The sequence below is a fragment of the Rhodopseudomonas palustris genome, from assembly GCF_003591005.1.
In the GTDB taxonomy this organism is placed as follows: domain Bacteria; phylum Pseudomonadota; class Alphaproteobacteria; order Rhizobiales; family Xanthobacteraceae; genus Rhodopseudomonas; species Rhodopseudomonas palustris_K.
The window spans coordinates 62,969-87,711 of record NZ_QYYD01000019.1 but is presented as its reverse complement, the minus strand read 5'-3'; the positions used below and the strand labels follow the sequence as shown (position 1 = coordinate 87,711).

Genomic DNA, 24,743 nt, shown 5'->3' with positions numbered 1-24,743 from the left:
TCGGCGCGGCGACTTGAACCGTTTTCTGGCCGGTGCGGATGCGAGGGCTCAGGCGGACGCGGCGCGAACCTCGTCGTCGGTCGGCATCTCCTCCGCCGCGTTCGGATCGCCCGGCGCGGTGGCCCAGCCGAGTTCGACCAGCGTCACGGTGCGGCGGCCGGTGCCGTCGAACTGGCAGACAATCAGGCCTTGCTCTTCGATATAGGTCAGCAGCCGCCGCGCGCGGCGCAGCGAGTGCGTGCCGTAGGCGCGGGCGATGGCGGCGTCGCCGGGGCAGGGCCAGCCTTCCTTGGCGGCGCGCGCGATCATCATGAACACGCCCTGCATGTCGTCGGGCAATATCGACGCGCGCAGCGTCACGTCCTGCCAGCCGTCGTCGGCCGCCATCTCGGCGGTGAGGCCGGCGCGGGCGTGCGTCAGCATGCGGCGGAATTCGACCATGTCGGGGATCGTCGCGGCGAGGCCCTCGATCCGGCAACGCACGATGAACTCCTGATACAGCACGCCGATGGCGCGGAAGCCGGCGTCGGGCTCAGCGAGGATTGCGCGCAGGATGCGGTCGAGCCGTTCGCGGCGTTCGGCGAGCTGGTCGTCGGTGAGCGGCTCGGCTTCGGGCTCGGGGCGGGCGTCGATCGCGGCGGACTTCGCCGCCATCAGCTGACTTAGCAGATCGGGCGCGGGCTGCCGGCGCTGCGGCCGCGCGCCAACGGCGTCCGGCGGCGGCGCGGCCAGAATGACGGCGCGGGCGTCTTCGAGCGCGGCTTCCGGCAGCGGCATCAGCTTCGGCGAGGCGTTGCGCGGATGGGTTTCGGTCGGGCCGATCCGCAGGCCGAGCGGGCGGCGCGACAGGGCAGGGCCGAGCGCCATGAACTGGCCGCGCTCGAGATCGCGAAACTGTTCGGCCTGGCGCCGCTCCATGCCGAGCAGATCGGCGGCGCGCGCCATGTCGATGTCGAGGAAGGTGCGGCCCATCAGGAAGTTCGACGCTTCGGCCGCGACGTTCTTGGCGAGCTTGGCCAGCCGCTGCGTCGCGATCACGCCGGCGAGTCCGCGCTTGCGGCCGCGGCACATCAGATTGGTCATCGCCCCGAGCGACAGTTTTCGTGCGTCGTCGGAGACTTCACCGGCGACGGCAGGCGCGAACAGCTGCGCCTCGTCGACCACCACGAGCATTGGGTACCAATGGTCGCGCGGGGTGTTGAACATGCCGTCGAGAAATGCGGCGGCGCGCCGCATCTGGTTCTCGGCGTCGAGCCCTTCGAGGTTAAGCACGGTCGAGACGCGATGCATGCGGGCGCGCTCGCCCGCGACCTGCAGGCCGCGCTCGGTATGCGCCTCGGCGTCGATGACGAGATGGCCGAAGCGTTCGGCCAGCGTGACGAAGTCGCCTTCGGGATCGATAATCGCCTGTTGCACCCACGGCGCGCTCTGCTCGAGCAGACGGCGCAGCAGATGGGATTTGCCCGAGCCGGAATTCCCTTGCACCAGCAAGCGGGTGGCCAGCAGCTCTTCGAGGTCGAGCGTCGCGGCTGCGCCGCCGCTGGTTTGCCCCATCTCGATCGCAACGGTCATATCGGCCCGACTCTCCTTTCGGAGGAGGGGGCTTAACAATCCGAGCCCGGCGCGTCGAGCATCCGGGGGCGCATGTCAGGTGTTATGCACGGTCGCGTGCCGGTTGCTGATCCGGAACCGTGGGGGCGTTACTTGGCGAGGCCGCGCAGGATCAGATCGGTGCTCGCCCGGGTGAATTGGTCGAGATCGAAGTGTTTGCGCGTGCCGAACACCAGCGACCACAGGCAGACCAAGAGTCCCGGGCTCATGATGATCTCGACGAATTCAGAAGCCGGTGCATCGCGAAATTCACCGGCCGCGACGCCGGCGTCGATCAGCTGCTTGAACTGGTCGATCATCGGCAGCACGAATTCATCATAGTGTCGATCGACCAACTCGGGAAAGCGCCCGCCTTCAGAGATCAGGAAGCGCAGCACTTCCCGTGAGTTTCGGTTTTCGGCGATGTGCGCGTAGGTGAAGGCGACGAGAGCCTGCAACCTTTCCGTGTAGGTGCCTTGGGCTTTTTCGACCTGACTGACCAAATCCGGGAGGAAGGTCTGCGACTTGTGCCGCACCATCTCCTCGAACACGCGCTCCTTTGCGTCGAAATAAAAATACACCGTGCCCTTGGTCACACCGGCCCGAGCCGCCACGTCTTCGAGGCGTGTGGCGGAATAGCCGTGTTGCACAAATTCCTCGAACGCCGCGTCTAAAATTTCAGCGGGGCGTTCGGCTTTGCGCCTTCTGCGGGTCTTGGTCTCGGGGGACATTCCTCAACTCCAGTCACCCGACCCTACTATTGACTTTCGAGTCAGTCAATAATACTCAGGGCAGACGATTGATGAAATGGGCCAACCGTCATGCTTTCCACGTTCCGGATAGTCTTGCTGGCGCCGTTGGCCGTGTGCCTAGCGGGATGTGGCGGCGAGCGCGCTCAGCCGCAGCGGCCGGTGACGCTGGTCAAGACTGAGGTGGTTCAGCTGCAGCCCTGGCAGAACATCATCCGGCTCACCGGTGACGTTCAGGCAAAGGTCAGCACCGAGCTGTCGTTTCGGGTCAGCGGCCGGGTCACCGAGCGCATGGTCGATGTCGGCGCGCATGTGAATGCGGGCGACGTGCTGGCCAAGATCGATCCCACCGAACAGCAGGCGGACCTCGCCGGCGCGCAGGCCGCGGTCGCGGCTGCCGAAGCACAAGTGCGGGTCGCGACGGCAAATTACGAGCGGCAGAAGTCGCTGATCGACAAGGGCTTTACCACCCGGGTGGCGTATGATCAGGCGCAGGAGGCGCTGCGCACCGCTGAAGGCTCGCTGGAGACCGCCAAAGCCCAGCTCGGCAATGCCACCGATGCGCTGAGCTACACCGAACTTCGCGCCAGCGCCTCCGGCATCATCACGGCCCGCAACATCGAAGTCGGCCAGGTCGCCCAGGCTGCGCAGTCCGCCTACACGCTGGCGGAAGACGGCGCGCGGGACGCCGTGGTCGACGTCTACGAGTCGATCTTCCTGACGCCGTGGGAAGGCGATACCGCAAAGTTGATGTTGTTGTCCGACCCGAAGGTCACGGCGTCGGCAAAGCCTCGCGAAATCTCGCCGACCGTCGATCCGAAAAGCGGCGCCGTTCGCGTCAAGATGTCGATCATCGATCCGCCGCCGGCCATGACGCTGGGCAGCGTGGTGGCTGCCGAGGGGCGTAGCAAGCCGGTCGAGCGCATCGTGCTGCCATGGAGCGCGTTGACCTCGGACGTCAACGGCCCCGCCGTATGGGTGGTCGATCCGCAAACGCGCGCGGTGTCGCTGAAGAACATTGCGGTCGAGGCCTACGAGACGAATTCCGTCGTCGTGGCGAGCGGCCTTATTCCCGGCGAACGCGTCGTCATCGAAGGCGGCAAGCTGCTGCGTCCGGCTCAAATCGTCACTTACGACGGAGCCGAGGCATGAACATGGTTCGGATCGTCGTGCTTGCAACGACATGTCTGCTGATTGCGGGCTGCGACAAGAAGCCGGAGCAGCCGGAGCCGATCCGGCCGGTGCTATCGGTGGTGGTCGCGCCGCGCGAGGCGAGCAGTCTCGCGGTGGTCGGGACGGTCGAGCCGCAGTTCAAGACCGACTACGGCTTCCGCATGCTCGGGCGGCTGATCGCGCGGCCGGTCAATGTCGGCGACACGGTGGAGAAGGGCCAACTGCTCGCCGCCGTCGACCCGTTCGCGGCCGAGCTCGCGGTGCGCTCGGCTCTGGCTGAAGTGTCGACCGCGCAGGGACAGTTCGTCAATGCCAGCGGCACCGCCAATCGCCAGCGCACGCTGATTGAGACCGGCGCGACCACCAAGGCGACGCTCGACTCCGCCGAGCAGAGCAGCGCCGCCGCGCAGGCGGCAGTGACGCGCGCGCAATCCAATCTGACCAAGGCGCGCGAGCAGCTCAGCTACACCAAGCTCGAAGTCGAGTATGCCGGCGTCGTCACCGCAGTCGGCGTCCAGGTCGGGCAGATTGTCAATCCCGGCCAGACCGTCGTGACCGTGGCGCGGCCGGACATTCGCGAGGCGGTGATCGACGTCGCCGACGAACTCGCCGGCATGCTCAAGATCGGCGCGCCGTTGACGGTGCGGCTGCAGCTCGATGCGCAGATCGAAGCCGCCGGCAAAGTCCGCGAAGTGGCGCCGCAGGCCGATCCGGTCACACGGACGCGGCGGGTGCGGATCACATTGGAGTCTCCACCGGACACGTTCCGGCTCGGTTCGACGATCACCACGCTGATTCCGGGCAAGCCGTCGCAAGGCTATTCGCTGCCGGCGACTGCGATCCTCGTCGACAATGATCAGTCCTACGTCTGGGTGATCGATCCGGCGACCAAGTCGGTCAGCAAGCGCAAGGTGCAGATCGTGCGCGGCGACGACGGCTCGGTTCAGGTCACCGACGGAATCAACGCCGGCGAACGTATAGCGAGAGCGGGAGTGCATCAACTCAAGGAGGGCCAGCGGGTCCGCCTCGAAGGGGAACCGCAAGCGTGAAGAAATTCAACCTCTCCGACTGGGCCCTGCACCATCGTTCGATGGTCTGGTACTTCATGATCGCCTTCATGGCGGCCGGCCTGTTCTCGTATCTCGAGCTCGGCCGCGAGGAAGACCCGGCGTTCACGATCAAGACGATGGTGATCCAGGCCAAATGGCCTGGCGCCTCGGCCGAAGAAACCACGCGCCAGGTCACCGACCGGATCGAGAAGAAGCTCGAAGAGCTGGAATCGCTCGACTACACCAAGAGCATCACCACCGCCGGCGAGACCACTGTGTTCGTCTTTCTGCGCGACACCACCAAGGCGCGGGACGTGGTCCCGACCTGGGTGCGCGTCCGCAACATGGTCAACGACATCAAGGGCGACTTTCCGCAGGGCGTGCTCGGGCCGGCGTTCAACGATCGCTTCGGCGACGTTTTCGGCAATATCTACGCCTTCACCAGCGACGGTCTCACCCAGCGCCAGCTCCGCGATCAGGTCGAGGACGTCCGCGCCAAGGTGCTGCAAGTGCCCAACGTCGGGCGCGTCGATATCATCGGCGCCCAGGACGAAGTGATCTTCCTGGAGTTCTCGCCGCGCAAGGTCGCGGCGCTCGGGCTCGATCAGCGCTCGATCATCGCGTCGCTGCAAGCGCAGAATGCGATCACGCCGTCCGGCGTGTTGCAGGCGGGGCCGGAGCGGATCAGCGTCCGCGTCAGCGGACAGTTTACTTCGGAAGAGAGTCTCAAGGCGATCAATCTGCGCGTCAACGATCGGTTCTTCCCGCTGACCGACATCGCCACCATCCGACGTGGCTACTCCGATCCGCCGACCTCGCTTTTCAGATACAAGGGACAGCCCGCGATCGGCCTCGCGATCGGCATGAAGGCCGGCGCCAACCTGCTGGAGTTCGGCGAGGCGCTGAAGGAGAAGATGAAGCACATCACGGCCGATCTGCCGGTCGGCGCCGAGGTGCATCTGGTGTCGGACCAGCCGCAGATCGTCGACGAGGCGGTGTCGGGCTTCACCCGGGCGCTGTTCGAAGCGGTCGCGATCGTGCTGGCGATCAGCTTCATCAGCCTCGGCCTGCGCGCCGGCCTGGTCGTGGCGATTTCGATTCCACTGGTGCTCGCGATCACCTTTTTGGTGATGCAGTATTCCGACATTTCGCTGCAGCGGATCTCGCTGGGCGCGCTGATCATCGCGCTCGGCCTCTTGGTCGACGATGCCATGATCGCGGTCGAGATGATGGTAGCTCGGCTCGAGGTCGGCGATACGCTCGAGAAGGCCGCGACCCACGTCTACACCTCGACTGCGTTCCCGATGCTCACCGGCACGCTGGTGACGGTGGCGGGCTTCATCCCGATCGGCCTCAACAGTAGCGCCGCGGGCGAATTCACCTTCACGCTGTTCGTCGTGATCGCGGTGTCGCTGATCACCTCGTGGATCGTCGCGGTGCTGTTCACGCCGCTACTCGGCGTCACCATCCTGCCGAAGCAGATGAAGAGCCATCACGAGACCAAGGGATGGTTCTCGCGCGCGTTCACCCGGACGCTGTTGTTCTGCATGCGCTGGCGGTGGCTGACGATCGGCGTGACGCTGGCGGCGTTCGCGCTGTCGCTGGTCGGCATGGGCTTCGTGCAGCAGCAATTTTTCCCGTCGTCCGATCGCAACGAGCTGATCGTCGACTGGAATCTGCCGCAGAACAGCTCGATCACCGAAACCAGCGCACAGATGGCACGGTTCGAGCGCGAGGCGCTGCAGGGCAAGGACGGTATCGATCACTGGTCGAGCTATGTGGGCCAGGGCGCGCCGCGCTTCGTGCTGTCGTTCGACGTGCAGCCGGCCGACAAGTCGTTCGGCCAGATCGTAATCGTCACCAAGAGCCTCGCCGACCGCGACCGGCTGCAGCCGGAATTGCAGGCCTATCTGAAAAAGACCTTCCCGGGCACCGACGCGCTGGTGAAGCTGCTCGATATCGGCCCGCCGGTCGGCCGGCCGATCCAGTACCGCGTCAGCGGGCCGGACATCGCCAAGGTCCGCGAGCTGTCGCGGCAGCTCGCCGGTATTATGGCGACCAATCCGCATCTCGGCGACGTGGTGTACGACTGGATGGAGCCGGCGCGCGTCGTCAAGGTCGACGTGCTGCAGGACAAGGCGCGCCAGCTCGGCGTCACGTCGGAAGATATCGCCTCGACGCTCAACGCCATCGTCGATGGCTCGACCGTCACCCAGGTTCGCGACGATATCTATCTGGTCAACGTGCAGGGCCGCGCCAATGCGGCGGAGCGTGGGTCGATCGAGACGCTGCGCAACCTGCAATTGTCGGGCAGCAGCGGGCAGAGCGTGCCGCTCGCGGCGGTGGCGACGTTCCGCTACGAGCTCGAACAGCCGACGATCTGGCGCCGCTCACGCTTGCCGACCATCACCGTCAAGGCCGGCCTGATCGACGCCACCCAGCCGGCGACCGTGGTCGATCAGCTGAAGCCGCAGGTCGCCGAGTTCAACGCCAAGCTGCCGTTCGGCTACGCGGCGGTGGTCGGCGGCACGGTCGAAGAAAGCGCCAAGTCGCAGGCGCCGATCGCCGCGGTGGTGCCGATCATGCTGTTCGTGATGGCGACCATCCTGATGGTGCAGCTGCAGAGCTTCCACCGGCTGTTCCTGGTGTTCGCCGTCGCGCCCCTGGCTCTGATCGGCGTTGTCGCAGCGCTGCTGCCGAGCGGCGCTCCGCTCGGGTTCGTCGCGATCCTCGGCGTGCTGGCGTTGATCGGAATCCTGATCCGCAACTCGGTCATCCTGATCGTGCAGATCGAACAACTGCGCAGCGAAGGCAAGCCGCCCTGGGAAGCGGTCGAAGAAGCGACCGAACACCGGATGCGACCGATTCTGCTCACGGCAGCCGCCGCCAGCCTCGCGCTGATTCCGATCGCCCGCGAGGTGTTCTGGGGGCCGATGGCCTACGCGATGATGGGCGGCATCATCGTCGGCACCGTGCTGACACTGCTCTTTCTGCCCGCGCTCTACGTGGCGTGGTTTCGTATCAAGATGCCGGAAGAAGGCGCGCCTACATGAAGACGAACGATTACCTGTCTGCTCCGCTTCCCCTGTGTCGGGGCGCTCGCGTCCGGATGAGCCCGCTGGGCCGCTCGCGCCATCCGAAGTACGGCGACCGCGAAGGTCTGATCGTCGGGCAGGGCTCGCCGAGCAGCTGGCGCGTCAAGTTCGACGACCGCAAGACCATCCAGGCGATCCATCAGGACTATCTCGAGCGGGTTCCGCGTCCGAGCGCGCCCCATCATTCGGCTGAATCTTCTGTGGATCGGCACTGCGACGCGTCCAATCCCTAATCGGTTGTCAACCGTTCGGCTGCAGGATGCGTCGCATGTATCGACCTCTCATGGTTCCGCTGGTCATCGCGTTGAGTTGGATGCTGGCGGCGTGCGCGTCGGCGCCGCGCGTGCCGTACACGGCTTCCGAGGCCAATGCGGCGCGCGTCCTCAACCTTGATGATCTGCGCCGCTATGCCGACGAGCCGGCCTCCGCCTTCGTCCAGACCAAGCTGCCGGCAGGGCCGCGCAACTACCTGGCGCTCTCCGGCGGCGGCGCGGACGGGGCTTATGGTGCCGGCCTGCTGAACGGCTGGACCGCGGCCGGAACGCGGCCGTCGTTCACGCTCGTGTCGGGCGTCAGCACGGGTGCGCTGATCGCGCCGTTCGCGTTTCTCGGACCGCAATATGATCCGACCTTGCGCCAGTTCTACACCAGCGGCATCGCCGAGACGCTGCTGGAATCGCCGAACCCGCTGAACGCGATTTTCGGTTCCGGCCTGTTCGGCAACAAGCGGCTGCGCGAACTGGTCGCCGATTACATCAACGAGGACTTCGTCGCGGCGGTTGCGGCCGAATACGCCAAGGGCCGCATGCTGTTCGTGGTCACCACCAATCTGGATTCCCAGCGCGCGGTGATCTGGAACCTCGGCCGCATCGCCGCGGTCGGTACGCCACAATCGCTCAACCTGTTTCGCGATGTCGTCGCAGCCTCGGCGAGCCTGCCGGCGGTGTTCCCGCCGATGTTGATCAGCGCCGAAGCCGGCGGCGCGCGGTTTCAGGAGATGCATGTCGACGGCGGCGTGACTGCGCCGGTGCTGACGTTGCCGGAGGCCTACCTGCTGCGCAACGCGTCGGGCAAGTCTCTCGATCTCCAGCTCTACATTCTGATCAACAACAAGATCGAGCCGGAATTCCAGGTGGTCGCCGACAAGACGCTGGACATCGCCGCGCGGTCGTCGTCGACGTTGCTGAAAACGCAGACCCGCTCGATCCTGTACAGCACCTACGACTTCGCCAGGCGCAACAAATACGGTTTCAACCTGAGTTACATCGAGGCCGACCGTCCGATCTCGCCGGCGGGCTTCAACACCGCCTATATGCGCGACCTGTTCCAGTACGGCTACGACAAGGCGTTGTCCGGCCGCGCCTGGGCGAAGGCGCCCCCGGCGGACGGGCCGACCACGGCGCCGATGGCCGAGGCGACGGCCGAGCGACGGGTCGCCGGCGCGAACTGACAATGGGGTGACTCGGTTGCGATGCCGCGTCCATGCTGAACGAGGCGGCAATGTCTGCACGGAGCCTTTCGGCCCAATGTGTCTTGGTGATGCTTCTCCTCGGGCAGGGCCTCGTCGGCGCATGGGCGGCGCGTGAGTCGGAGGCGCTGGAACGCGCGCCGGTGGCCGGTGACGCTGCGCCGGAGGCGGTCGGCAGCGTTCCGTCAGGTGCCGACGTCGTTCGTATGGTGGAGAGCGGGCTCGGCGGCGCACGCGCCTACGATCTTGCGCTGAACGACCAAGGCGGGGCGCCGTTCTTCGAGATCAAATCGATCAAGGACGGCAATATCTGGAGCACCGTCATCGACGTGGCGACCAGACGCGTCGTCAGCTCCACGGTGGTGATGCCGACCGCAGAGCTGCAGGGGAACGACAAGCGCGACATCGAAGCGTTCCAGCGCTCCCGCATGCCGCTGACCGAGGCCATCGCCATCGCCGAGCAAGTCGGCGCCGGTCGCGCGATCAGCGCCGGGCTGAGCACCACCGAGGGCAAGCTGATCATTGCGGTGGTCGTCGTGTCGAACGGCGCGTTGAAGGAGATCCACGTCGAGCCCGATAAGCGATCCCAGCGCCGACGGCCGCGCTGATCTGCGATGCGGTCTTCAGGAACGCCAGATCCGTCTTAAGCCGCGTAGTACGCCCTATCGCTCGTCATGGCCGCGCTTGACCCGCCTGCGGGGCCGAAGCCCCTTCGGCTTGGCGAAGGCCCGGCCATCCACGCCTTTTCTGCATCTCCGTCAGCAAGGCGTGGATGCCCGGCACAAGGCCGGGCATGACGAAGCCGAGGGGCTTTCGTCTATTGATCCGCTGGTTATCGCCAGCCGAGTGCTGGCGCCACGTGGGTGAGAAGGGCCTCGATCACGTGGGCATTGTAGTCGACGCCGAGCTGGTTCGGGACCGTCAGCAGCAGCGTATCGGCCTCGGCGATCGCCTCGTCCTGCTTGAGCTGCTCGATCAGCACGTCCGGCTCCGCCGCGTAGGAGCGGCCGAAGATCGCACGTGTCTGCGCGTCAAGATAGCCGACCTGGTCCTGCTGGCCGCCTTCGCCGCCGAAATAAGCGCGGTCGCGATCGTCGACCAGCGCGAAGATGCTGCGGCTGACCGAGACGCGCGGCGTGCGCGTGTGACCGGCTTCCTGCCACGCCGCCCGATAGGCGCGGATCTGCGCCGCCTGCTGGACGTGAAACGGCTCGCCGGTCTCGTCGTTCTTCAGCGTCGAGCTCTGCAGATTCATGCCGAGCTTGGCGGCCCAGACCGCGGTCGCATTGGAGCCGGCGCCCCACCAGATGCGGTCGCGCAGCCCTTCCGAATAGGGCTCGAGCCGAAGCAGTCCGGGCGGATTGGGAAACATCGGCCGCGGGTTCGGGTTGGCGAAGCCTTCGCCGCGCAGCACGTCGAGCAGCACTTCGGTATGACGGCGGCCCATGTCGGCGTCGCTCTGGCCCTCGGCCGGCTCGTAGCCAAAGTAACGGAAGCCGTCGATCACCTGCTCGGGCGAGCCGCGGCTAATGCCGAGCTGCAGCCGGCCACCCGAAATCAGATCGGCGGCGCCGGCATCCTCGGCCATGTACAGCGGGTTCTCGTAACGCATGTCGATCACGGCGGTGCCGATCTCGATCCGGCTGGTCTTGGCGCCGATCGCGGCGAGCAGCGGGAAGGGCGAGGCGAGTTGGCGCGCGAAGTGATGCACGCGAACGTAAGCGCCGTCAGCGCCGAGCTGTTCGGCAGCCTGCGCCAGCTCGATCGATTGCAGCAGCGCGTCGGCCGCGGAGCGAGTGCCGGACTGCGGCGACGGCGACCAATGGCCGAAAGAAAGAAAGCCGATCTTCTTCATAGGGACAGGGCCTCGTGGATCAGGGCCCTAGATATGACGTTTTGCGGCGCTGAGAAGTCATGCCTGCAATGCAGCGCGAAACGCGCCCGCTACGTCGGGTCGTCGAGCTCTGCAACCACCTTGGCGAGCGTCTCCCGGACCTCTTCGCGATCCGCGGCAGCGGTGTCGATGAACAGCCGCATCCCCGGCAGCTCCTTTCGGATCACTTCGGCCGGCGCCGCGGCTTTCAGTCCGCGCACCGCGTAGGCGCGCACCGGCTCGCCGAACCCCTTCACTGTCAGGGCCGGCCGCTCTTCGGCGTTGATCACCTCGTTCACCAGCGACCAGGTGACGTGCGAGATCAGGATCGAGCCGGGCTCGCAGCTCTGCTCGAGTCGGGATGTGAGATTCACTTCGCCACCCACGATGGTGTAGTCCATCCGGTCCGGGCTGCCGAAATTGCCGACCGTGCAGTAACCAGTGTTGATGCCAATTCGTACCCGGAATGGACGTTCGGCCCCGGTCTCCATCCACTCGGCCTCGAGTTCGATCAGCTTCTGCTGCATCTCGATCGCCATCATCACGCAGGCGATGGCGTCCTCTTTGACGCCGCGGCTTTCCGGATCGCCGAAGAAGGCGAGCACCGCGTCGCCGACATATTTGTCGATGGTGGCGCCGTGCTTCAGTGCGATCTGCGCCATCTCGGCGAGATAGCGATTGAGCATCGCAGTGAGGTCTTCGGATTCGAGCTTGTCGGTGGTGGCGGTGAAGTTGGCGATGTCGGACAGGAAGATCGTCAGCTTCTTGCGTTTGGAGGCGATCTCGGCGACCTGGTGACCGCTGAAAATCGACGAATAGACCTGCGGCGACAGATATTTCGACAGCGCCGCCGACAGCCCTTCGAGGCTGCGGTTGCGCGTCTCGAGTTCTTCGGTGCGCTGCTTCACCATGGAGTCGAGATACTCTTCACGCGCCGCGACCTGTCCGGCCATGCCGGTGAACACGCGTGCCAGCTGGCCGAGTTCGTCGCGTCGCCTCAGCACCGGCGACAGCAGCTTCGGATCGAATTCGTGGGCCTCCAGCGCCGTCGCGGCGCGGGTGATCTGGCGCAGCGGCGCCGACTGATAGCGCGCAACGCCGATCGACAGCAGAATGCCGATCGCCGCGATGGCTGATGCCGTGACGGCAGCGATCTCGGCCTGACTCTGCACCGTCGCCCACACCCGGTTCATCGGCAGGCGGACCAGCGCCGCGCCGACGATTTCCTTCTGTTCATTGTGCACCGGTGCGATCACGCTGAGATTATTGCGGCTTTCGACGTGGCGCGTCTGGCCGTCGGCAATCACCAGCCGAACCGGGCCCAGCTCCTTCTGATTGGGGCCGTCGCGCAGATTGGCGCCGTAGATGCCGGGCCCGACCAGCGCATCGAGCTTGCGATCGAACACCCAGACCGCGTCGATATCGCCGTCGGCGAGCAGGTTCTCGACGGTGCGCGGCAGCCCCACCTTCATGGTCAGCTCTTCGAGAAACCTGGCGTTGCGCCCGACCTGCACGATCCGCGGTTTGTCGACGCCGCCGACCCCGACATATTTGAAATGCTCGTTGTCGATGTCGCGCTTGCGCGCGTCCTGATCGACGACCTTCTGCTTGCCGCTGAGCAGATCGTGAAAGGCATAGGCCTGCGGCTGCACCTGCGGCGAATTGCTGAAGGTGAAGTCAACACCCGGCAGGCTGTGCAGATAAGCGTGGCCGTTTTCGTCGGTGATCCAGATTTCATCCAGAACGGTGTCGTCGGTGATCGTCTTGAGCTGCCGATTGATTTGCTCCGCCGGAATCCTGGCGCGCTCTGCGGCTTCGACGAAATGAGCCAGGATCGTGCCCTGCGCCACCATCTCCTGAGCGATGAGCGACTCGACTTCGGCGGGGATCGAACTGGCGAGACTTGCGCTGCGGGCCAGCAGACGTGCGACCTTCTCGCCAGAGGCTTCCGCCTCGGTGATGATCGCGCGCCGCGTCGTCCAGGTCAGCAGCGTCGCAGTGACCAGCGTCGCGCCGACGGTCAGCACGGTGACGAGCAGCACGAGGCGTGTGGTGAATTTCATCGAAGAGCCCGTTCTGGCCGCGTGCGATGTTTCGGCGACGCGGACAGCCGCATGGAGTGAGGAAGCAACCTGAGGGTGCGGCGACGATGGAACTATCGTCGTGGCCGGAGGGAGCTGTCAACCGATCGCGTCCGGCGGTCTGCGGGCATTGAGCGTCGTCAATTGGTATTGACGGCGAGAATGCCGGGCACCGATCGCAACGGTTAGCAGCCGAAGCCGGCCGGACGGGGCCGCGGGGCCTGCTTGCGAGTGTCTGCTTGGGGGCATATACGCAGGCCGGGCCGGACGCCGTCGGCCGGGTGGGGGCCCAGACAGCGAGCGACCAGGAACCCGGGTTTCCGATGAGCTACTTCACCACGCCGATCTTTGCCGTGGCACCCATGATGGATTGGACTGATCGCTACTGCCGTCAGTTCCATCGCACGCTGACGCGCCGCGCGTTGCTCTACACCGAAATGCTGACGACGGGCGCCATCATCCACGGCGACCGGCAGCGGCTGCTCGGCTTCGATCCGTCAGAGCATCCGGTGGCGCTGCAGCTCGGTGGCTCCGATCCGGCCGATCTGGCGATCGCCGCCAGGATCGGCGAGGACTTCGGCTATGACGAGATCAATCTCAATGTCGGCTGCCCGTCCGATCGCGTGAAGAACGGGCGGTTCGGCGCCTGCCTGATGGCGGAGCCTGCGCTGGTCGCGGATTGCGTGGCCGCCATGAAGGCCGCCGTGAAGGTGCCCGTGACGGTCAAATGCCGCATCGGCATCGACGATCAGGATCCGGAGCTTGCGCTCGATACGCTGGCCCGCGCGGTGGTCGCGGCCGGCGTCGACGCGCTGATCGTGCACGCCCGCAAGGCGTGGCTGAACGGGCTGTCGCCGAAGGAGAACCGCGATATCCCGCCGCTCGATTACGACCGTGTCTATCGGCTGAAGCAGGCGTTGCCGACCGTGCCGATCATCATCAACGGCGGCATCGCCAACATTGCGGCGGCAAAGCAGCATCTCCAACACGTCGACGGCGTGATGCTCGGCCGTGCCGCCTATCAAGAGCCGTGGCGGCTGCTCGACGTCGATCCCGAACTGTTCGGCGAAGCGGCGCCGCACGCATCGATGAAGCACGCGCTGGAAGCGTTGCTGCCGTTTATCGAGCGTCAGCTGGCGCAAGGCGTGCGGCTGCATGCGATCACCCGGCACATCATCGGCGCGTACCAGGGTGTCCCCGGCGCGCGGGCGTTCCGGCGCTATCTGTCCGAGTTCGGCGTCAAGCCCGACGCCGATGCCAGCGTGCTGATCAAGGCAATGGTCGCGGTGGAGGAGAGGGCGCCCGCGGAAGCGGCGTAACACTCCGGCTCAGATCTCGAGCTGAATTTTCTGCCGCTTCATTCATCGCTTAGTTTGCTCATGTACTCCGTCATGGCCGGGCTTGTCCCGGCCATCCACACCTTTTTCGTTGCCTTTCAGCAAGGCGTGGATGCCCGGCACAAGGCCGGGCATGACGCGTGGATACAAAGTGCCTGATACAAAGGCTGCGTTGCCGGCCACGCTGTTCGGTCGCTCAAGGATACCCGCGTAGCCGCAACTGATCCGAGCGGACCTCCCAGCTCTCCAGCCGGTCGAGGAAGCTCATGCCGAGCAGATTGGTCTTCATCTGGCCGCGTGGCACGACCAGAGCTGGCACCGAGCGCTCGACCAGCTTGCCGATCGCGATGCTGTCGAGTGACAGCTTGGCGGCGCGGGTGCGGCCGCCGACGGTCTCGAGGTCGACGTCGAAGTTGAGGATTTCCAGCGGTAGCCCCGCAGCCTTGGCGGTCTCGAAAGTGAGCACCACCGAGGTCGCGCCGGTGTCGATCACCATCGGCGCGTTGACGCCGTTGACCTTGGCGCGCACGGCGAACTCGCCGCCCGTGCCGCGCGGGATCTCGACCACGCGGCCGTGTGCCTGGCTGGCGCTGGCGGCCGCGACGCGCTTGCGCAGCATCGTCGAAACTGCGTCGCCCGCGTCCGAAATCCGCTTGGGATCGCCGTAGGCCACCACTGCGCCCGCGGTCCCGATCAGGACGATGAGGACGAGCAGGATCCGGCTCACGGCGCACCTCTCAGCGGGCGCGCACCTGGCGCGGCTTCGGCGGCTCCAGACCGGCCTCGGCCATGCGGCCGGAGAGGGCCGCCATGATGTCGAGGCGCTCGTTCCGATCGAGACGATGCCAGCGGGCGATTTCCGGCATGGTGCGGCCGCAGCCGAAGCACAGGCTGGTTTGCGGATCGATCATGCAGACCGCGATGCAAGGCGTTTCGATGCTCATCCCCGATGGTGACGGACATTTGACGGTTTCCGCAAGTCCCCATCGCTAAAGCCCGGTACCCGCATTCATGATCGGCTTGCCGCGCGCCCGGGTGCGCTCGTCGGTTTCGACCATGCTGGGCTGCAGCGGCGCTTCGTCGGCCATCGGCGCCAGCGCCGACATCACGCGCTCCGGCGGGAAAGTGACGATGACTTCGGTGCCGATCCGCAGCTTCGACTTCAGCGTGAAGGTGCCGCCATGCATGTCGACCAGGCTCTTGGCGATCGGCAGGCCGAGACCGGCGCCTTGTTCGGCCGATTTGATCGAGTTCGAGCCCTGGCCGAACGAGGCGAGCACCACCGGAATCTCCTCTTCGGGGATGCCTGAGCCGGTGTCCTTGACGCTGAGATACTGCCCGCCCGACGCGGTCCAGCCGACCTTGAGCCAGATCTCGCCGCCCTGCGGGGTGAACTTGATCGCGTTCGACAGCAAATTGAGCACGACCTGCCGCGCCGCGCGCTCGTCGCCCCAGATCCGCGGCATGCCCTGTTCGAACACTTCATGGATGGTGATGCCGCGGCTGGTCGCGCGCAGCTTCAGCAGATGATGGCAGTCGCTGACCACGTGAACCAGCGAGATGGCTTCCTCGTTGAGCTCGTAGCGGCCGGCCTCGATCCGCGACAGATCGAGGATCTCGTTGATCAGGTTGAGCAGATGGACGCCGGAATTATGGATGTCGGCAGAGTAATCCTTATACGCCGGCACCGCATGCGCGCCGAAGATCTCGCTCTTCATCACTTCGGAAAAGCCCAGGATCGCGTTGAGCGGCGTGCGCAGCTCGTGGCTCATCTGGGCGAGGAAGCGCGATTTGGCGACGTTGGCGGCTTCGGCGCGATGCCGCGCTTCGTCGGAGATCGCCTTGGCCTGCTCGAGTTCGCCGATCAGCGCATCCTTCTCGGCGCGCGCTTCGAGCGTCGCCAGCGTGGTCGAATGCAGCCGGTGCGCCAGCAGTGCGAAATACGCCTCCGCCGCCACGGTCAGCGCGGCGAGCACGTAGCTGTCGAAGGTGCCGCCGAGTACGAAGTTCAGCGCGATCGCGCAGGTCACAGGGACTGTCGCCGCCAGCGCCGCGATCGGCAGACTTGCCGCCAGCATGCTGGAGACCGCGATCACCAGCAGCATCAGGAACATCAGCAGCGTGTTGGAGACCAAAGTCAGCTCGACCGGGTGAACCAGAATCGAGGTCCAGGCGAGGCCGTAGATCAGATCCAGCAGAACGAACCGCCGCCGCCAGATGCGGGTGCGGGCGAGCGAGGCGGGCTCCTGCAGGAAGCGGCTGCAATTGCGGATGATCACCGCGTGAATGCACAGCATCCCAACGGTCCAGGCGCCCGCGGTCAGCGGCTCGGACCACAGCCCGAACAGCGCGCCGGTCACCACCACCAGCAGCATGATGACGAACGACGCCGACAGCCGGGTCTGGGCGTATTGCCGAACCAGTTCGTGATCGAACGCCGGGCGGGTACCGCTGGTCGAGGTCAGCCGGTCGCGGGCTTCGCGCACGCGCTGGGCGGCGACGCGCCGGTTGCGTGCCGGAGCGACCACCGGGCCCTCAGCCGGAAGCTGGAAGACTTCAGGCTTTTCGGCGGACTCACTCATACAACACGATTCCAGCGCAAAAACGCGCGCAGTTACATCAGCCTAGTTCTGGCCATAAATCCTTAAGAGTAGCCTTAGAGGGAAAGATATTCCGGTTAATGGCGGGCTAACGATCGCGGTTACCAAAGTGTGAAAACCGCGATCGTCGGTTAAAGTGGTTCGCGGATCAGCGCTCCAGCCGCGCCAGCAGGCTCGACGTATCCCAGCGACGGCCGCCGAGCTTTTCGACCTCCGCATAGAACGCGTCGACCAGTGCCGTCACCGGCAGGCTGGCGCCGTTGCGACGCGACTCGGCGAGGCAGATCGACAGATCCTTGCGCATCCATTCGACCGCGAAGCCGAAGTCGTATTTGCCTTCGTTCATGGTCTTGTGCCGGTTCTCCATCTGCCAGGACTGCGCTGCGCCCTTGGAGATGGTGTCGATCACCTGATTAACGTCGAGGCCGGCCTTCTTGGCGAAATGGATGCCTTCGGACAGGCCCTGCACCAGGCCGGCAATGCAGATCTGGTTGACCATCTTGGTCAGCTGCCCCGAGCCGGCCGGGCCGAGCAGCTTGCACATCCGCGCATAGGCCGCGATCACCGGTTCGGCTTTGGCGTAGTCCTCTGCGCTGCCGCCGCACATCACCGTCAGCACGCCGTTCTCGGCGCCGGCCTGACCGCCGGAGACCGGCGCATCGATGAAGCCGAAGCCGGCCTTGCTGGCGGCGGCGTCGAGCTCGCGCGCCACTTCGGCCGAGGCGGTGGTGTGGTCGACGAACAGCGCGCCCGCCTTCATCGCCCCGAAGGCGCCATCGGGCCCGAGCGTGACGGAGCGCAGATCGTTGTCGTTGCCGACGCAGGCCATCACGAAATCCTGTCCAGTGGCCGCTTCGGCCGGCGTCGCAGCGGTCTGGCCGCCGAACTGATCGGCCCATGCCTTCGCCTTTGCCGCGGTGCGATTGTAGACGGTGACCTCGTGGCCTCCCTTCTTGGCGAGATGCCCGGCCATCGGAAAACCCATCACGCCGAGACCGAGGAAAGCGACTTTGGCCATGTCTGTACCCTTCGTTGCGCGGCTTAGAACGGACGCCGGATGAATGAATTGAGGGAGTGGTGCGCGGCCTGGTGCAGGCCTGCGGCAGGGCCTGCAGCATAGGCTGCGAGGCAGGGCGGGCAAGGGGGCGAGCGGCAATTGTCGGCGTGGCTCATCCAATTCCGACCTTGAACCGGACGAGGCCATGTGATCGTACAGGGTCGCCCTCGGAGGAGATTTGCAGTGAGCGTGACCCAGCAACAGATTCGCGACAGTCTGGCCAAGGTGGCGACGCCGCGCGGCGTGCCGCTGACGCAAGCCGGCGCGCTCTCCGAAGTCGCGGTGACCGACGGCAAGGTGTATTTCTCGATCAATGTCGACGCCGCCGAAGCGCGGGCCTGGGAAAGTGTGCGGGCCGCGGCCGAGGCGGCGGTGCGCGCGGTTCCCGGCGTTGCCAGCGTGCTGGTGGCGCTGACCGCCGAGCGCAAGCCGGGCGCGGCGCAGCCGCAGCAGCGCGCCGGCGTCGCGCCGGCTTCGGCGCATCGTCCGGCCCCGACTGGCGGGGCCCAGTCGCCGATGTCCAAGCAGGCTGAGGTGCCGGGTGTTCGCGCGGTGATCGCGGTGGCGTCCGGAAAAGGCGGCGTGGGCAAGTCGACGACGGCGCTGAACCTCGCGCTCGGCCTGCGCGACCAGGGTCTACGCGTCGGGCTGCTGGACGCTGATATCTACGGCCCTTCGGTGCCGCGGCTGACCGGCATCCAACAGAAGCCGGAGCTCGACGACAGCCGAAAGATGATTCCGATCAAGCGCTTTGGCTTGGCCGTGATGTCGATCGGTTTCCTGGTCGACGAAGAGGCGCCGATGATCTGGCGCGGCCCGATGGTGATGTCGGCGATCACCCAAATGCTGCGTGACGTCGACTGGGGCCAGCTCGACGTGCTGGTGGTCGACATGCCGCCGGGAACGGGCGATGCCCAGCTCACTCTGGCGCAGAATGTGCCGTTGAAAGGGGCAGTGATCGTTTCCACGCCACAGGACCTCGCGCTGATCGACGCGCGGCGGGGCCTCGCGATGTTCACCAAGGTCGGCGTGCCGGTGCTCGGCATCATCGAGAATATGAGTTACTTCAACTGCCCGCACTGCGGCACGCGCTCCGACATCTTCGGCCACGGCGGCGCGCTGCACGAAGCCGAGCGGCTCGGCGTGCCGTTTCTCGGCGAGGTGCCGCTGCACATGGAGATCCGCGCCAGCTCCGATGCCGGCACGCCGGTGGTCGAGAGCGAGCCGAACGGACCGCACGCGGCGATCTATCGGACCATCGCCGGCAAGGTGCGGGATCGGTTGCAGGCTGCCGCAGCAATCTGACGCAGGCGCTGCTGTCACGGCGACATCGCGCTGTTGTGACGCTCGCCTTCGACTTTGGTTCAATCTCGACTATTCGGACCCCGGCAGCGTTTCCGCCGCCGACCATCCATGATAGAGACGCTTCACCCAAGCGGCTTCGCACGGACGTCCCATCCGCCAACGCAAGCCAGGAATCCGGGAAACGCCGGCAACCAAGGAGATGCCTTATGAAACGTCGTGACTTCCTGAAAGTATCAGCAACCGGTGCCGCAGTCGCTGCGGTGGCTTCGCCGGCGATCGCCCAGTCGTCGCCGGAAGTGAAGTGGCGGTTGACCTCGAGCTTCCCGAAGTCTCTCGACACCATCTATGGCGGCGCGGAGTATCTCTCCAAGCAGGTCGCCGAGATGACCGACAACAAGTTTCAGATCCAGGTGTTCGCCGCTGGCGAAGTCGTCCCGGGTCTGCAGGCGCTCGACGCGACGTCCAACGGCACGGTCGAGATGTGCCACACCGTGTCGTACTACTACGTCGGCAAGGACCCGACCTTCGCGGTGTTCGCCTCGGTCCCGTTCGGCCTCAACGCCCGTCAGCAGAACTCCTGGCTGTATCAGGGCGGCGGCAACGAGCTCGCCAACGAGTTCTACAAAAAGTTCGGCGTGATCGGCTTCCCGAGCGGCAACACCGGCACCCAGATGGGCGGCTGGTTCCGCAAGGAGATCAAGACCGTCGCCGACATGAGCGGCCTCAAGATGCGGATCGGCGGCATCGCCGGCCAGGTACTGCAGAAAGTCGGCGTCGTGCCTCAGCAGATCGCCGGCGGCGACATCTATCCGGCGCTGGAGAAGGGCACCATCGACGCCGCCGAGTGGGTCGGCCCGTATGACGACGAGAAGCTCGGCTTCCAGAAGGTCGCGAAGTACTACTACTACCCGGGCTTCTGGGAAGGTGGCCCGACCGTGCACGCCTTCGCCAATCTCGACAAGTTCAACGCGCTGCCGAAGAACTATCAGTCGATCCTCGCCAACGCGGCGGAAGCGACCAACACCTGGATGGCGGCGCGCTACGACATGCAGAATCCGACCGCGCTGAAACGGCTGGTGGCGAGCGGCACGCAGCTGCGTCCGTTCTCCAACGAAATCCTCGACGCCTGCCTCAAGGCCACGAACGAGCTGTGGGGTGAGATCTCGGCCAAGAATGCCGACTTCAAGAAGGCGATCGACGCGATGCAGGCCTATCGCTCCGATCAGTATCTGTGGTGGCAGGTCGCCGAATACACCTACGACAGCTTCATGATCCGCTCCCGCACCCGCGGCTGATCACTCAAGCATCGTCGCAAACAATCAGCCCGGCCTCCGCGAGGAGGCCGGGCTTTTTGTTGTCTTCAAACAGCGGTTAATCCCGTCATGGCCGGGCTTGTCCCGGCCATCCACGCCTTTCTGGCATTTCCTTCAGCAAGGCGTGGATGCCCGGCACAAGGCCGGGCATGACGAGCTGATAATTGCGCAGCGTCTCAGCACGTCATTGCGAGCCAGCGGGTCGGCGCATAGCGCCGCCCGATGACAGGCTCCGCGAAGCAATCCAGAAGCCCGGTGCACGGGCTGGATTGCTTCGTCGCTGCGCTCCTCGCAATGACGGGGAGGGGCCGTGCCGAAGTGATCGTCAGAACTTCGGCGGGCCGAAGTCGAGCGGCGGCGCGTCCATTTGCGGCAGGTCGATCTGCACCTTGGAGGGGTCGACGGTCGAGGCGGCGCCTTTGTAGTGCATCACCATGCCGGGGAAGATCACCACCAGCGCCACCATGATCAGCTGGATCACCACGAACGGCACGGCGCCCCAGTAGATCTGGCCGGTGGTGACGGGCTCCATCTGCTTGCCGTTGACCCGATCGATGTACGGCAGCTTGGGCGCCACCGAGCGCAGGTAGAACAGCGCGAAGCCGAACGGCGGATGCATGAACGAGGTCTGCATGTTGACGCCGAGCATGACGCCGAACCAGATCAGGTCGATGCCGAGCTTTTCGGCGGCCGGTCCGAGCAGCGGGATGACGATGAAGGCGAGCTCGAAGAAGTCGAGGAAGAACGCCAGCACGAACACGAACAGGTTGACGAAGATCAGGAAGCCGATCTGGCCGCCGGGCAGCGAGGTCAGCAGTTCTTCGACCCAGCGGTGGCCGTCGACGCCGTAGAAGGTCAGCGAGAACACGCGGGCGCCGACCAGAATGAACACCACGAAGGCGGACAGCTTGGCGGTCGCTTCGGTGGCCTGACGGGTCAGGTCGAAGGTCAGCCGACCCTTCATCAGCGCCAGGATGACGGCGCCCGCGGCGCCCATCGCGCCGCCCTCTGTCGGCGTCGCGACGCCGATGAAGATGGTGCCCAGCACCAGGAAGATCAGGCCGAGCGGCGGCACCATCACGAACACGACCTGCTCGGCGAGCTTGGACAACAGCTTCAGCCGCAGCAGCTTGTTGAGCACGGCGACGACGAAGCAGACCGCAACGGTGATCGACATCGTGAGCACGACGAAGTCGGCGCCGGCGGTGACGTTGGTGAATTCCATCGCCGTGATGGCGATCGCGATGGCCGCCGCCAGCACGATATAGAGCGACAGCGTCATGGTGCGGATGGTGCCGATGAAAGGACGGAACAACACCGCGAGCAGGATCACGAACCAGAACGCCTGCATCACCAGCTTCGACAGCCCGACCTTGTCGAACGCCGGCATGCTCCAGGCGAACAGGTCGAGCTTGACGGCGAACAGATAGGCGGCGCCGGCAGCCGAGATCGCGGCCAGCGGCATGATCAGCTTGTGCTGAGCGGTCTCCGGCTCGCGCAGCGTCTGCGCTTCGAGCGGCAGCCCGGGGACGGCTTTCGGCGCCAGGATGGTGAGGAGGAAGATGTAGCCGGCGTACAGCAGCGACAGCACGATGCCGGGAATGAACGCACCTTCGTACATGTCACCGACCGAACGGCCGAGCTGGTCGGCCATCACGATCAGCACCAGCGACGGCGGAATGATCTGCGCCAGCGTGCCGGACGCGGCGATCACGCCGGTCGCGACGCGGCGGTCGTAGCCGTAGCGCAGCATGATCGGCAGCGAGATCAGGCCCATCGAAATCACCGACGCGGCGACGACGCCGGTGGTGGCGGCGAGCAGGGCGCCGACGAACACCACCGCATAGGCGATGCCGCCGCGAATCGAGCCGAATAATTGTCCGATGGTCTCGAGCAGATCCTCGGCCATGCCGGATCTCTCGAGGATCAATCCCATAAAGGTGAAGAACGGGATCGCCAGCAACGTATCGTTGTTCATCACGCCGTAGACGCGCTCGGGCAGCGCCTGCATGAAGTCCGGTCGGAACAGGCCGAGCTCGATGCCGATGAATGCGAAGAGCAGTCCGTTGGCGGCCAGCGAAAACGCGACCGGGTAACCGAGCAGCAGAAAGATCACCAGGGAGCCGAACATGATCGGCGCCATGTAGTGAATAAACATCGCGGTCATTCGACCAGGCCTCCCCCCGCCACGACCGCGTGGCCTACTTCTTTTCGCTGCTGATCTGCATCACCAGCCGCTCGGCTTCGAGCTCGGCGGCGTGATGCGCGCTGACGGCTCCGGCGTTGCTGTCGGGGATGATCCCGGCCAGCATCGCGGCACGTTTGATGATTTCCGAGATGCCCTGAATGATCAGCAGCACGCAGGCGATCATGATCAGCGACTTGGCGGGCCATTGCGGCAGACCGCCGGCGCTGAACGACTGCTCGTTCTGATTATACGAGACCAGGAAAAACGGGATCGACCACCACAACAGGATGATGGCGAACGGCATCAGGAAGAAGACGTGGCCGATCATGTCGATCCAGCCACGCACTTTCAGCGGCAGGCTGTGATTGATGATGTCGATGCGGATGTGTTCGTTGCTCAGCAGCGTCCAGGGCGAGCACAGCAGGAAGACGATGCTGAACAGCACCCACTGCAGCTCGAGGAATGAATTCGACGACATGTCGAAAATCTTGCGGATGATGGCATTGGCCGAAGAAATCACCACGGCGACCACGATCAGCCACGACAACCAGCGCCCGACCAGCGTGTTGAACGCATCGATCTTCCGGCTCAGTCCCAGCAAAGCCTGCAACGGTCGAGTCCTCCCGTATCCGCCCAGCAGCGCGTTCTATCAACCGGCACTGCATCTTAGGCGCAAAGCGGGGGCACCATTTCAGCGCATAGGCATGCCGTCAATCGGAATTTGGCATTCCGATGACGTATCAAAAGGTTGGTATCCGAAGGGGGCAGGCGAGACGTCGCAGCCGATGAGGAGATCAGCCGCCGGTTACGCTCATGTGCCGGCTGACGCTCGGCCGGTTATGCTTGCGGTCGATAATGAAGTCGTGACCCTTCGGCTTCTGGCCGATCGCGCGATCGATCGCTTCGTTGAGCAGAGCGTCGTCGGGGGACGCGCGCAGCGGCCGCCGCAGGTCGGAGGCGTCCTCCTGACCCAGGCAGGTGTGGATCGTGCCGGTGCAGGTGATCCGCACCCGATTGCAGGATTCGCAGAAATTATGGGTGAGGGGCGTGATGAAGCCGAGCTTGCCGCCGGTCTCCTCGACGCGGACGTAGCGGGCCGGGCCGCCGGTCGAGTCCGGCAGATCGGTCAGCGTGTAGTTGGCGGCGAGCCGGGCGCGGACCAGCGACAGTGGCACGTACTGGTCGATCCGGCCCTCGCCGACTTCGCCAAGCGGCATCACCTCGATCAGCGTCAGGCCCATGCCGAGACCATGGGCCCAGCGCATCAGCGACGGGATCTCGTCCTCGTTCTCGCCCTTCAACACTACGGCGTTGATCTTGACCGCAAGGCCCGCAGCCCGAGCAGCGTCGATGCCTTCGAGCACCCGGCCGAGATCGCCCCATCGGGTGATGGCGCGGAATTTGTCGGGGTCGAGCGTGTCGAGCGAAACGTTGATCCGGCGCACACCGCAGTCATGCAGCTCCTTGGCGAAGCGGCCGAGCTGGGAGCCGTTGGTGGTCAGGGTCAATTCGTCCAAAGCGCCGCTGTCGAGGTGGCGTGACAGCGAGCGCACCAGCGACATCATGTTTCGCCGCACCAGCGGCTCGCCACCGGTCAGGCGCAGCTTGCGCACGCCGCGGGCGATGAAGGCGGAGCACAGCCGGTCGAGTTCTTCCAGCGTCAACAGATCGGCGCGCGGCAGAAATGTCATGTCTTCCGACATGCAATACACGCAGCGGAAGTCGCAGCGATCGGTGATCGATACACGCAGATAGCTGATCGTGCGGCCAAACGGATCGGTCATCGCCGATCCGGCGGCGCGCTGGAGAGTGTCGGCACGGATCATTCGACGGCCCTGTGGGATAGCCGCCGCAGCGGCAGAAGG

At 65.3% G+C, this 24,743-nt stretch carries 20 protein-coding genes; 9 read left to right on the top strand and 11 right to left on the bottom strand.

From position 1 onward, the window contains the following. Window positions 1-48: 48 nt before the first annotated feature. Window positions 49-1,572, bottom strand: a complete 1,524-nt coding sequence (locus D4Q52_RS18200) for an ATP-binding protein (RefSeq protein ID WP_119857986.1) — start codon at window positions 1,570-1,572, stop codon at window positions 49-51. A gap of 128 nt (window positions 1,573-1,700) precedes the next feature. After that, a complete protein-coding gene (locus D4Q52_RS18195) occupies window positions 1,701-2,321 on the bottom strand; it encodes a TetR/AcrR family transcriptional regulator (RefSeq protein WP_119857985.1) in 621 nt (206 codons plus the stop codon). 90 nt (window positions 2,322-2,411) lie between these two features. Here D4Q52_RS18195 and D4Q52_RS18190 point away from each other — a divergent pair, with 90 nt between their 5' ends. The 6 genes from D4Q52_RS18190 to D4Q52_RS18165 are packed head-to-tail and all read left to right on the top strand — an operon-like array spanning window position 2,412 to window position 9,732. Next, window positions 2,412-3,491, top strand: a complete 1,080-nt coding sequence (locus D4Q52_RS18190) for an efflux RND transporter periplasmic adaptor subunit (RefSeq protein ID WP_119857984.1) — start codon at window positions 2,412-2,414, stop codon at window positions 3,489-3,491. Continuing rightward, window positions 3,488-4,561, top strand: coding sequence for an efflux RND transporter periplasmic adaptor subunit (locus tag D4Q52_RS18185; RefSeq protein ID WP_119857983.1), 1,074 nt, complete (start codon window positions 3,488-3,490; stop codon window positions 4,559-4,561). Before D4Q52_RS18190 ends, D4Q52_RS18185 begins: the two co-directional genes overlap by 4 nt. Next, on the top strand, window positions 4,558-7,614 hold the full coding sequence (locus D4Q52_RS18180) for an efflux RND transporter permease subunit (protein ID WP_119857982.1): 3,057 nt from the start codon (window positions 4,558-4,560) through the stop codon (window positions 7,612-7,614). Before D4Q52_RS18185 ends, D4Q52_RS18180 begins: the two co-directional genes overlap by 4 nt. Then, complete coding sequence (locus D4Q52_RS18175) at window positions 7,611-7,889, top strand: hypothetical protein (RefSeq protein WP_119857981.1); 279 nt, start codon at window positions 7,611-7,613, stop codon at window positions 7,887-7,889. The genes D4Q52_RS18180 and D4Q52_RS18175 overlap by 4 nt, the downstream gene beginning before the upstream one ends. A 35-nt stretch (window positions 7,890-7,924) precedes the next feature. After that, the gene (locus D4Q52_RS18170; RefSeq protein ID WP_425328495.1) at window positions 7,925-9,106 is read left to right on the top strand and encodes a patatin-like phospholipase family protein; all 1,182 of its coding nucleotides are present in this window, start codon (window positions 7,925-7,927) and stop codon (window positions 9,104-9,106) included. A 32-nt stretch (window positions 9,107-9,138) separates the two neighbouring features. Beyond that, on the top strand, window positions 9,139-9,732 hold the full coding sequence (locus tag D4Q52_RS18165; RefSeq protein ID WP_234831240.1) for a hypothetical protein: 594 nt from the start codon (window positions 9,139-9,141) through the stop codon (window positions 9,730-9,732). Between the two features lie 224 nt (window positions 9,733-9,956). On the opposite strand, the gene D4Q52_RS18160 is transcribed toward D4Q52_RS18165, so the two are convergent. Both D4Q52_RS18160 and D4Q52_RS18155 read right to left on the bottom strand, forming a co-directional pair. Beyond that, complete coding sequence (locus tag D4Q52_RS18160; RefSeq protein WP_119857979.1) at window positions 9,957-10,979, bottom strand: LLM class flavin-dependent oxidoreductase; 1,023 nt, start codon at window positions 10,977-10,979, stop codon at window positions 9,957-9,959. Between the two features lie 89 nt (window positions 10,980-11,068). Continuing rightward, entirely contained in the window at window positions 11,069-13,060 is a 1,992-nt protein-coding gene (locus tag D4Q52_RS18155) for an adenylate/guanylate cyclase domain-containing protein (protein WP_119857978.1), read from the bottom strand. Between the two features lie 341 nt (window positions 13,061-13,401). Here D4Q52_RS18155 and dusA point away from each other — a divergent pair, with 341 nt between their 5' ends. Then, the gene (gene dusA / locus D4Q52_RS18150; RefSeq protein ID WP_119857977.1) at window positions 13,402-14,397 is read left to right on the top strand and encodes a tRNA dihydrouridine(20/20a) synthase DusA; all 996 of its coding nucleotides are present in this window, start codon (window positions 13,402-13,404) and stop codon (window positions 14,395-14,397) included. Between the two features lie 214 nt (window positions 14,398-14,611). Here dusA and D4Q52_RS18145 read toward each other — a convergent pair whose 3' ends face one another. The 4 genes from D4Q52_RS18145 to D4Q52_RS18130 all read right to left on the bottom strand — a co-directional run bounded on the left by D4Q52_RS18145 (window position 14,612) and on the right by D4Q52_RS18130 (window position 18,078). Then, entirely contained in the window at window positions 14,612-15,142 is a 531-nt protein-coding gene (locus D4Q52_RS18145) for a TIGR02281 family clan AA aspartic protease (RefSeq protein ID WP_119857976.1), read from the bottom strand. Window positions 15,143-15,152: 10 nt separating this feature from the next. Beyond that, window positions 15,153-15,359 (bottom strand): DUF1289 domain-containing protein, encoded by a 207-nt coding sequence (locus D4Q52_RS18140; RefSeq protein ID WP_119857975.1) that lies wholly within the window; start codon window positions 15,357-15,359, stop codon window positions 15,153-15,155. A gap of 45 nt (window positions 15,360-15,404) precedes the next feature. Further along, window positions 15,405-16,997, bottom strand: a complete 1,593-nt coding sequence (locus tag D4Q52_RS18135) for a sensor histidine kinase (RefSeq protein WP_119857974.1) — start codon at window positions 16,995-16,997, stop codon at window positions 15,405-15,407. Between the two features lie 166 nt (window positions 16,998-17,163). Beyond that, window positions 17,164-18,078, bottom strand: a complete 915-nt coding sequence (locus D4Q52_RS18130) for an NAD(P)-dependent oxidoreductase (protein ID WP_349627413.1) — start codon at window positions 18,076-18,078, stop codon at window positions 17,164-17,166. A 177-nt stretch (window positions 18,079-18,255) separates the two neighbouring features. Here D4Q52_RS18130 and D4Q52_RS18125 point away from each other — a divergent pair, with 177 nt between their 5' ends. Next, on the top strand, window positions 18,256-19,377 hold the full coding sequence (locus D4Q52_RS18125; protein WP_119857972.1) for an Mrp/NBP35 family ATP-binding protein: 1,122 nt from the start codon (window positions 18,256-18,258) through the stop codon (window positions 19,375-19,377). A gap of 206 nt (window positions 19,378-19,583) precedes the next feature. Next, a complete protein-coding gene (locus tag D4Q52_RS18120; RefSeq protein WP_119857971.1) occupies window positions 19,584-20,672 on the top strand; it encodes a TRAP transporter substrate-binding protein in 1,089 nt (362 codons plus the stop codon). A 343-nt stretch (window positions 20,673-21,015) separates the two neighbouring features. Here D4Q52_RS18120 and D4Q52_RS18115 read toward each other — a convergent pair whose 3' ends face one another. The 3 genes from D4Q52_RS18115 to moaA all read right to left on the bottom strand — a co-directional run bounded on the left by D4Q52_RS18115 (window position 21,016) and on the right by moaA (window position 24,704). After that, window positions 21,016-22,857 carry a TRAP transporter large permease gene (locus D4Q52_RS18115; RefSeq protein WP_119857970.1) on the bottom strand — a complete coding sequence of 614 codons (1,842 nt, stop codon included), beginning with the start codon at window positions 22,855-22,857 and terminating at the stop codon, window positions 21,016-21,018. 34 nt (window positions 22,858-22,891) lie between these two features. Continuing rightward, window positions 22,892-23,488 carry a TRAP transporter small permease subunit gene (locus tag D4Q52_RS18110; RefSeq protein WP_119857969.1) on the bottom strand — a complete coding sequence of 199 codons (597 nt, stop codon included), beginning with the start codon at window positions 23,486-23,488 and terminating at the stop codon, window positions 22,892-22,894. 184 nt (window positions 23,489-23,672) lie between these two features. Continuing rightward, window positions 23,673-24,704, bottom strand: a complete 1,032-nt coding sequence (moaA, locus tag D4Q52_RS18105) for a GTP 3',8-cyclase MoaA (protein WP_119857968.1) — start codon at window positions 24,702-24,704, stop codon at window positions 23,673-23,675. Window positions 24,705-24,743 lie beyond the last annotated feature (39 nt).

Excerpts from the sequence above, each read along its gene's own strand:
- moaA (WP_119857968.1), bottom strand. The coding sequence starts at position 24,704 with ATGATCCGTGCCGACACTCTCCAGCGCGCCGCCGGATCGGCGATGACC.
- D4Q52_RS18135 (WP_119857974.1), bottom strand. The coding sequence starts at position 16,997 with ATGAGTGAGTCCGCCGAAAAGCCTGAAGTCTTCCAGCTTCCGGCTGAG.
- D4Q52_RS18175 (WP_119857981.1), top strand. The coding sequence starts at position 7,611 with ATGAAGACGAACGATTACCTGTCTGCTCCGCTTCCCCTGTGTCGGGGC.
- D4Q52_RS18190 (WP_119857984.1), top strand. The coding sequence starts at position 2,412 with ATGCTTTCCACGTTCCGGATAGTCTTGCTGGCGCCGTTGGCCGTGTGC.
- D4Q52_RS18120 (WP_119857971.1), top strand. The coding sequence starts at position 19,584 with ATGAAACGTCGTGACTTCCTGAAAGTATCAGCAACCGGTGCCGCAGTC.
- D4Q52_RS18115 (WP_119857970.1), bottom strand. The coding sequence starts at position 22,857 with ATGACCGCGATGTTTATTCACTACATGGCGCCGATCATGTTCGGCTCC.
- D4Q52_RS18185 (WP_119857983.1), top strand. The coding sequence starts at position 3,488 with ATGAACATGGTTCGGATCGTCGTGCTTGCAACGACATGTCTGCTGATT.
- D4Q52_RS18165 (WP_234831240.1), top strand. The coding sequence starts at position 9,139 with ATGCTGAACGAGGCGGCAATGTCTGCACGGAGCCTTTCGGCCCAATGT.
- D4Q52_RS18200 (WP_119857986.1), bottom strand. The coding sequence starts at position 1,572 with ATGACCGTTGCGATCGAGATGGGGCAAACCAGCGGCGGCGCAGCCGCG.
- D4Q52_RS18170 (WP_425328495.1), top strand. The coding sequence starts at position 7,925 with ATGTATCGACCTCTCATGGTTCCGCTGGTCATCGCGTTGAGTTGGATG.
- D4Q52_RS18140 (WP_119857975.1), bottom strand. The coding sequence starts at position 15,359 with ATGAGCATCGAAACGCCTTGCATCGCGGTCTGCATGATCGATCCGCAA.
- D4Q52_RS18160 (WP_119857979.1), bottom strand. The coding sequence starts at position 10,979 with ATGAAGAAGATCGGCTTTCTTTCTTTCGGCCATTGGTCGCCGTCGCCG.
- D4Q52_RS18155 (WP_119857978.1), bottom strand. The coding sequence starts at position 13,060 with ATGAAATTCACCACACGCCTCGTGCTGCTCGTCACCGTGCTGACCGTC.
- dusA (WP_119857977.1), top strand. The coding sequence starts at position 13,402 with ATGAGCTACTTCACCACGCCGATCTTTGCCGTGGCACCCATGATGGAT.
- D4Q52_RS18195 (WP_119857985.1), bottom strand. The coding sequence starts at position 2,321 with ATGTCCCCCGAGACCAAGACCCGCAGAAGGCGCAAAGCCGAACGCCCC.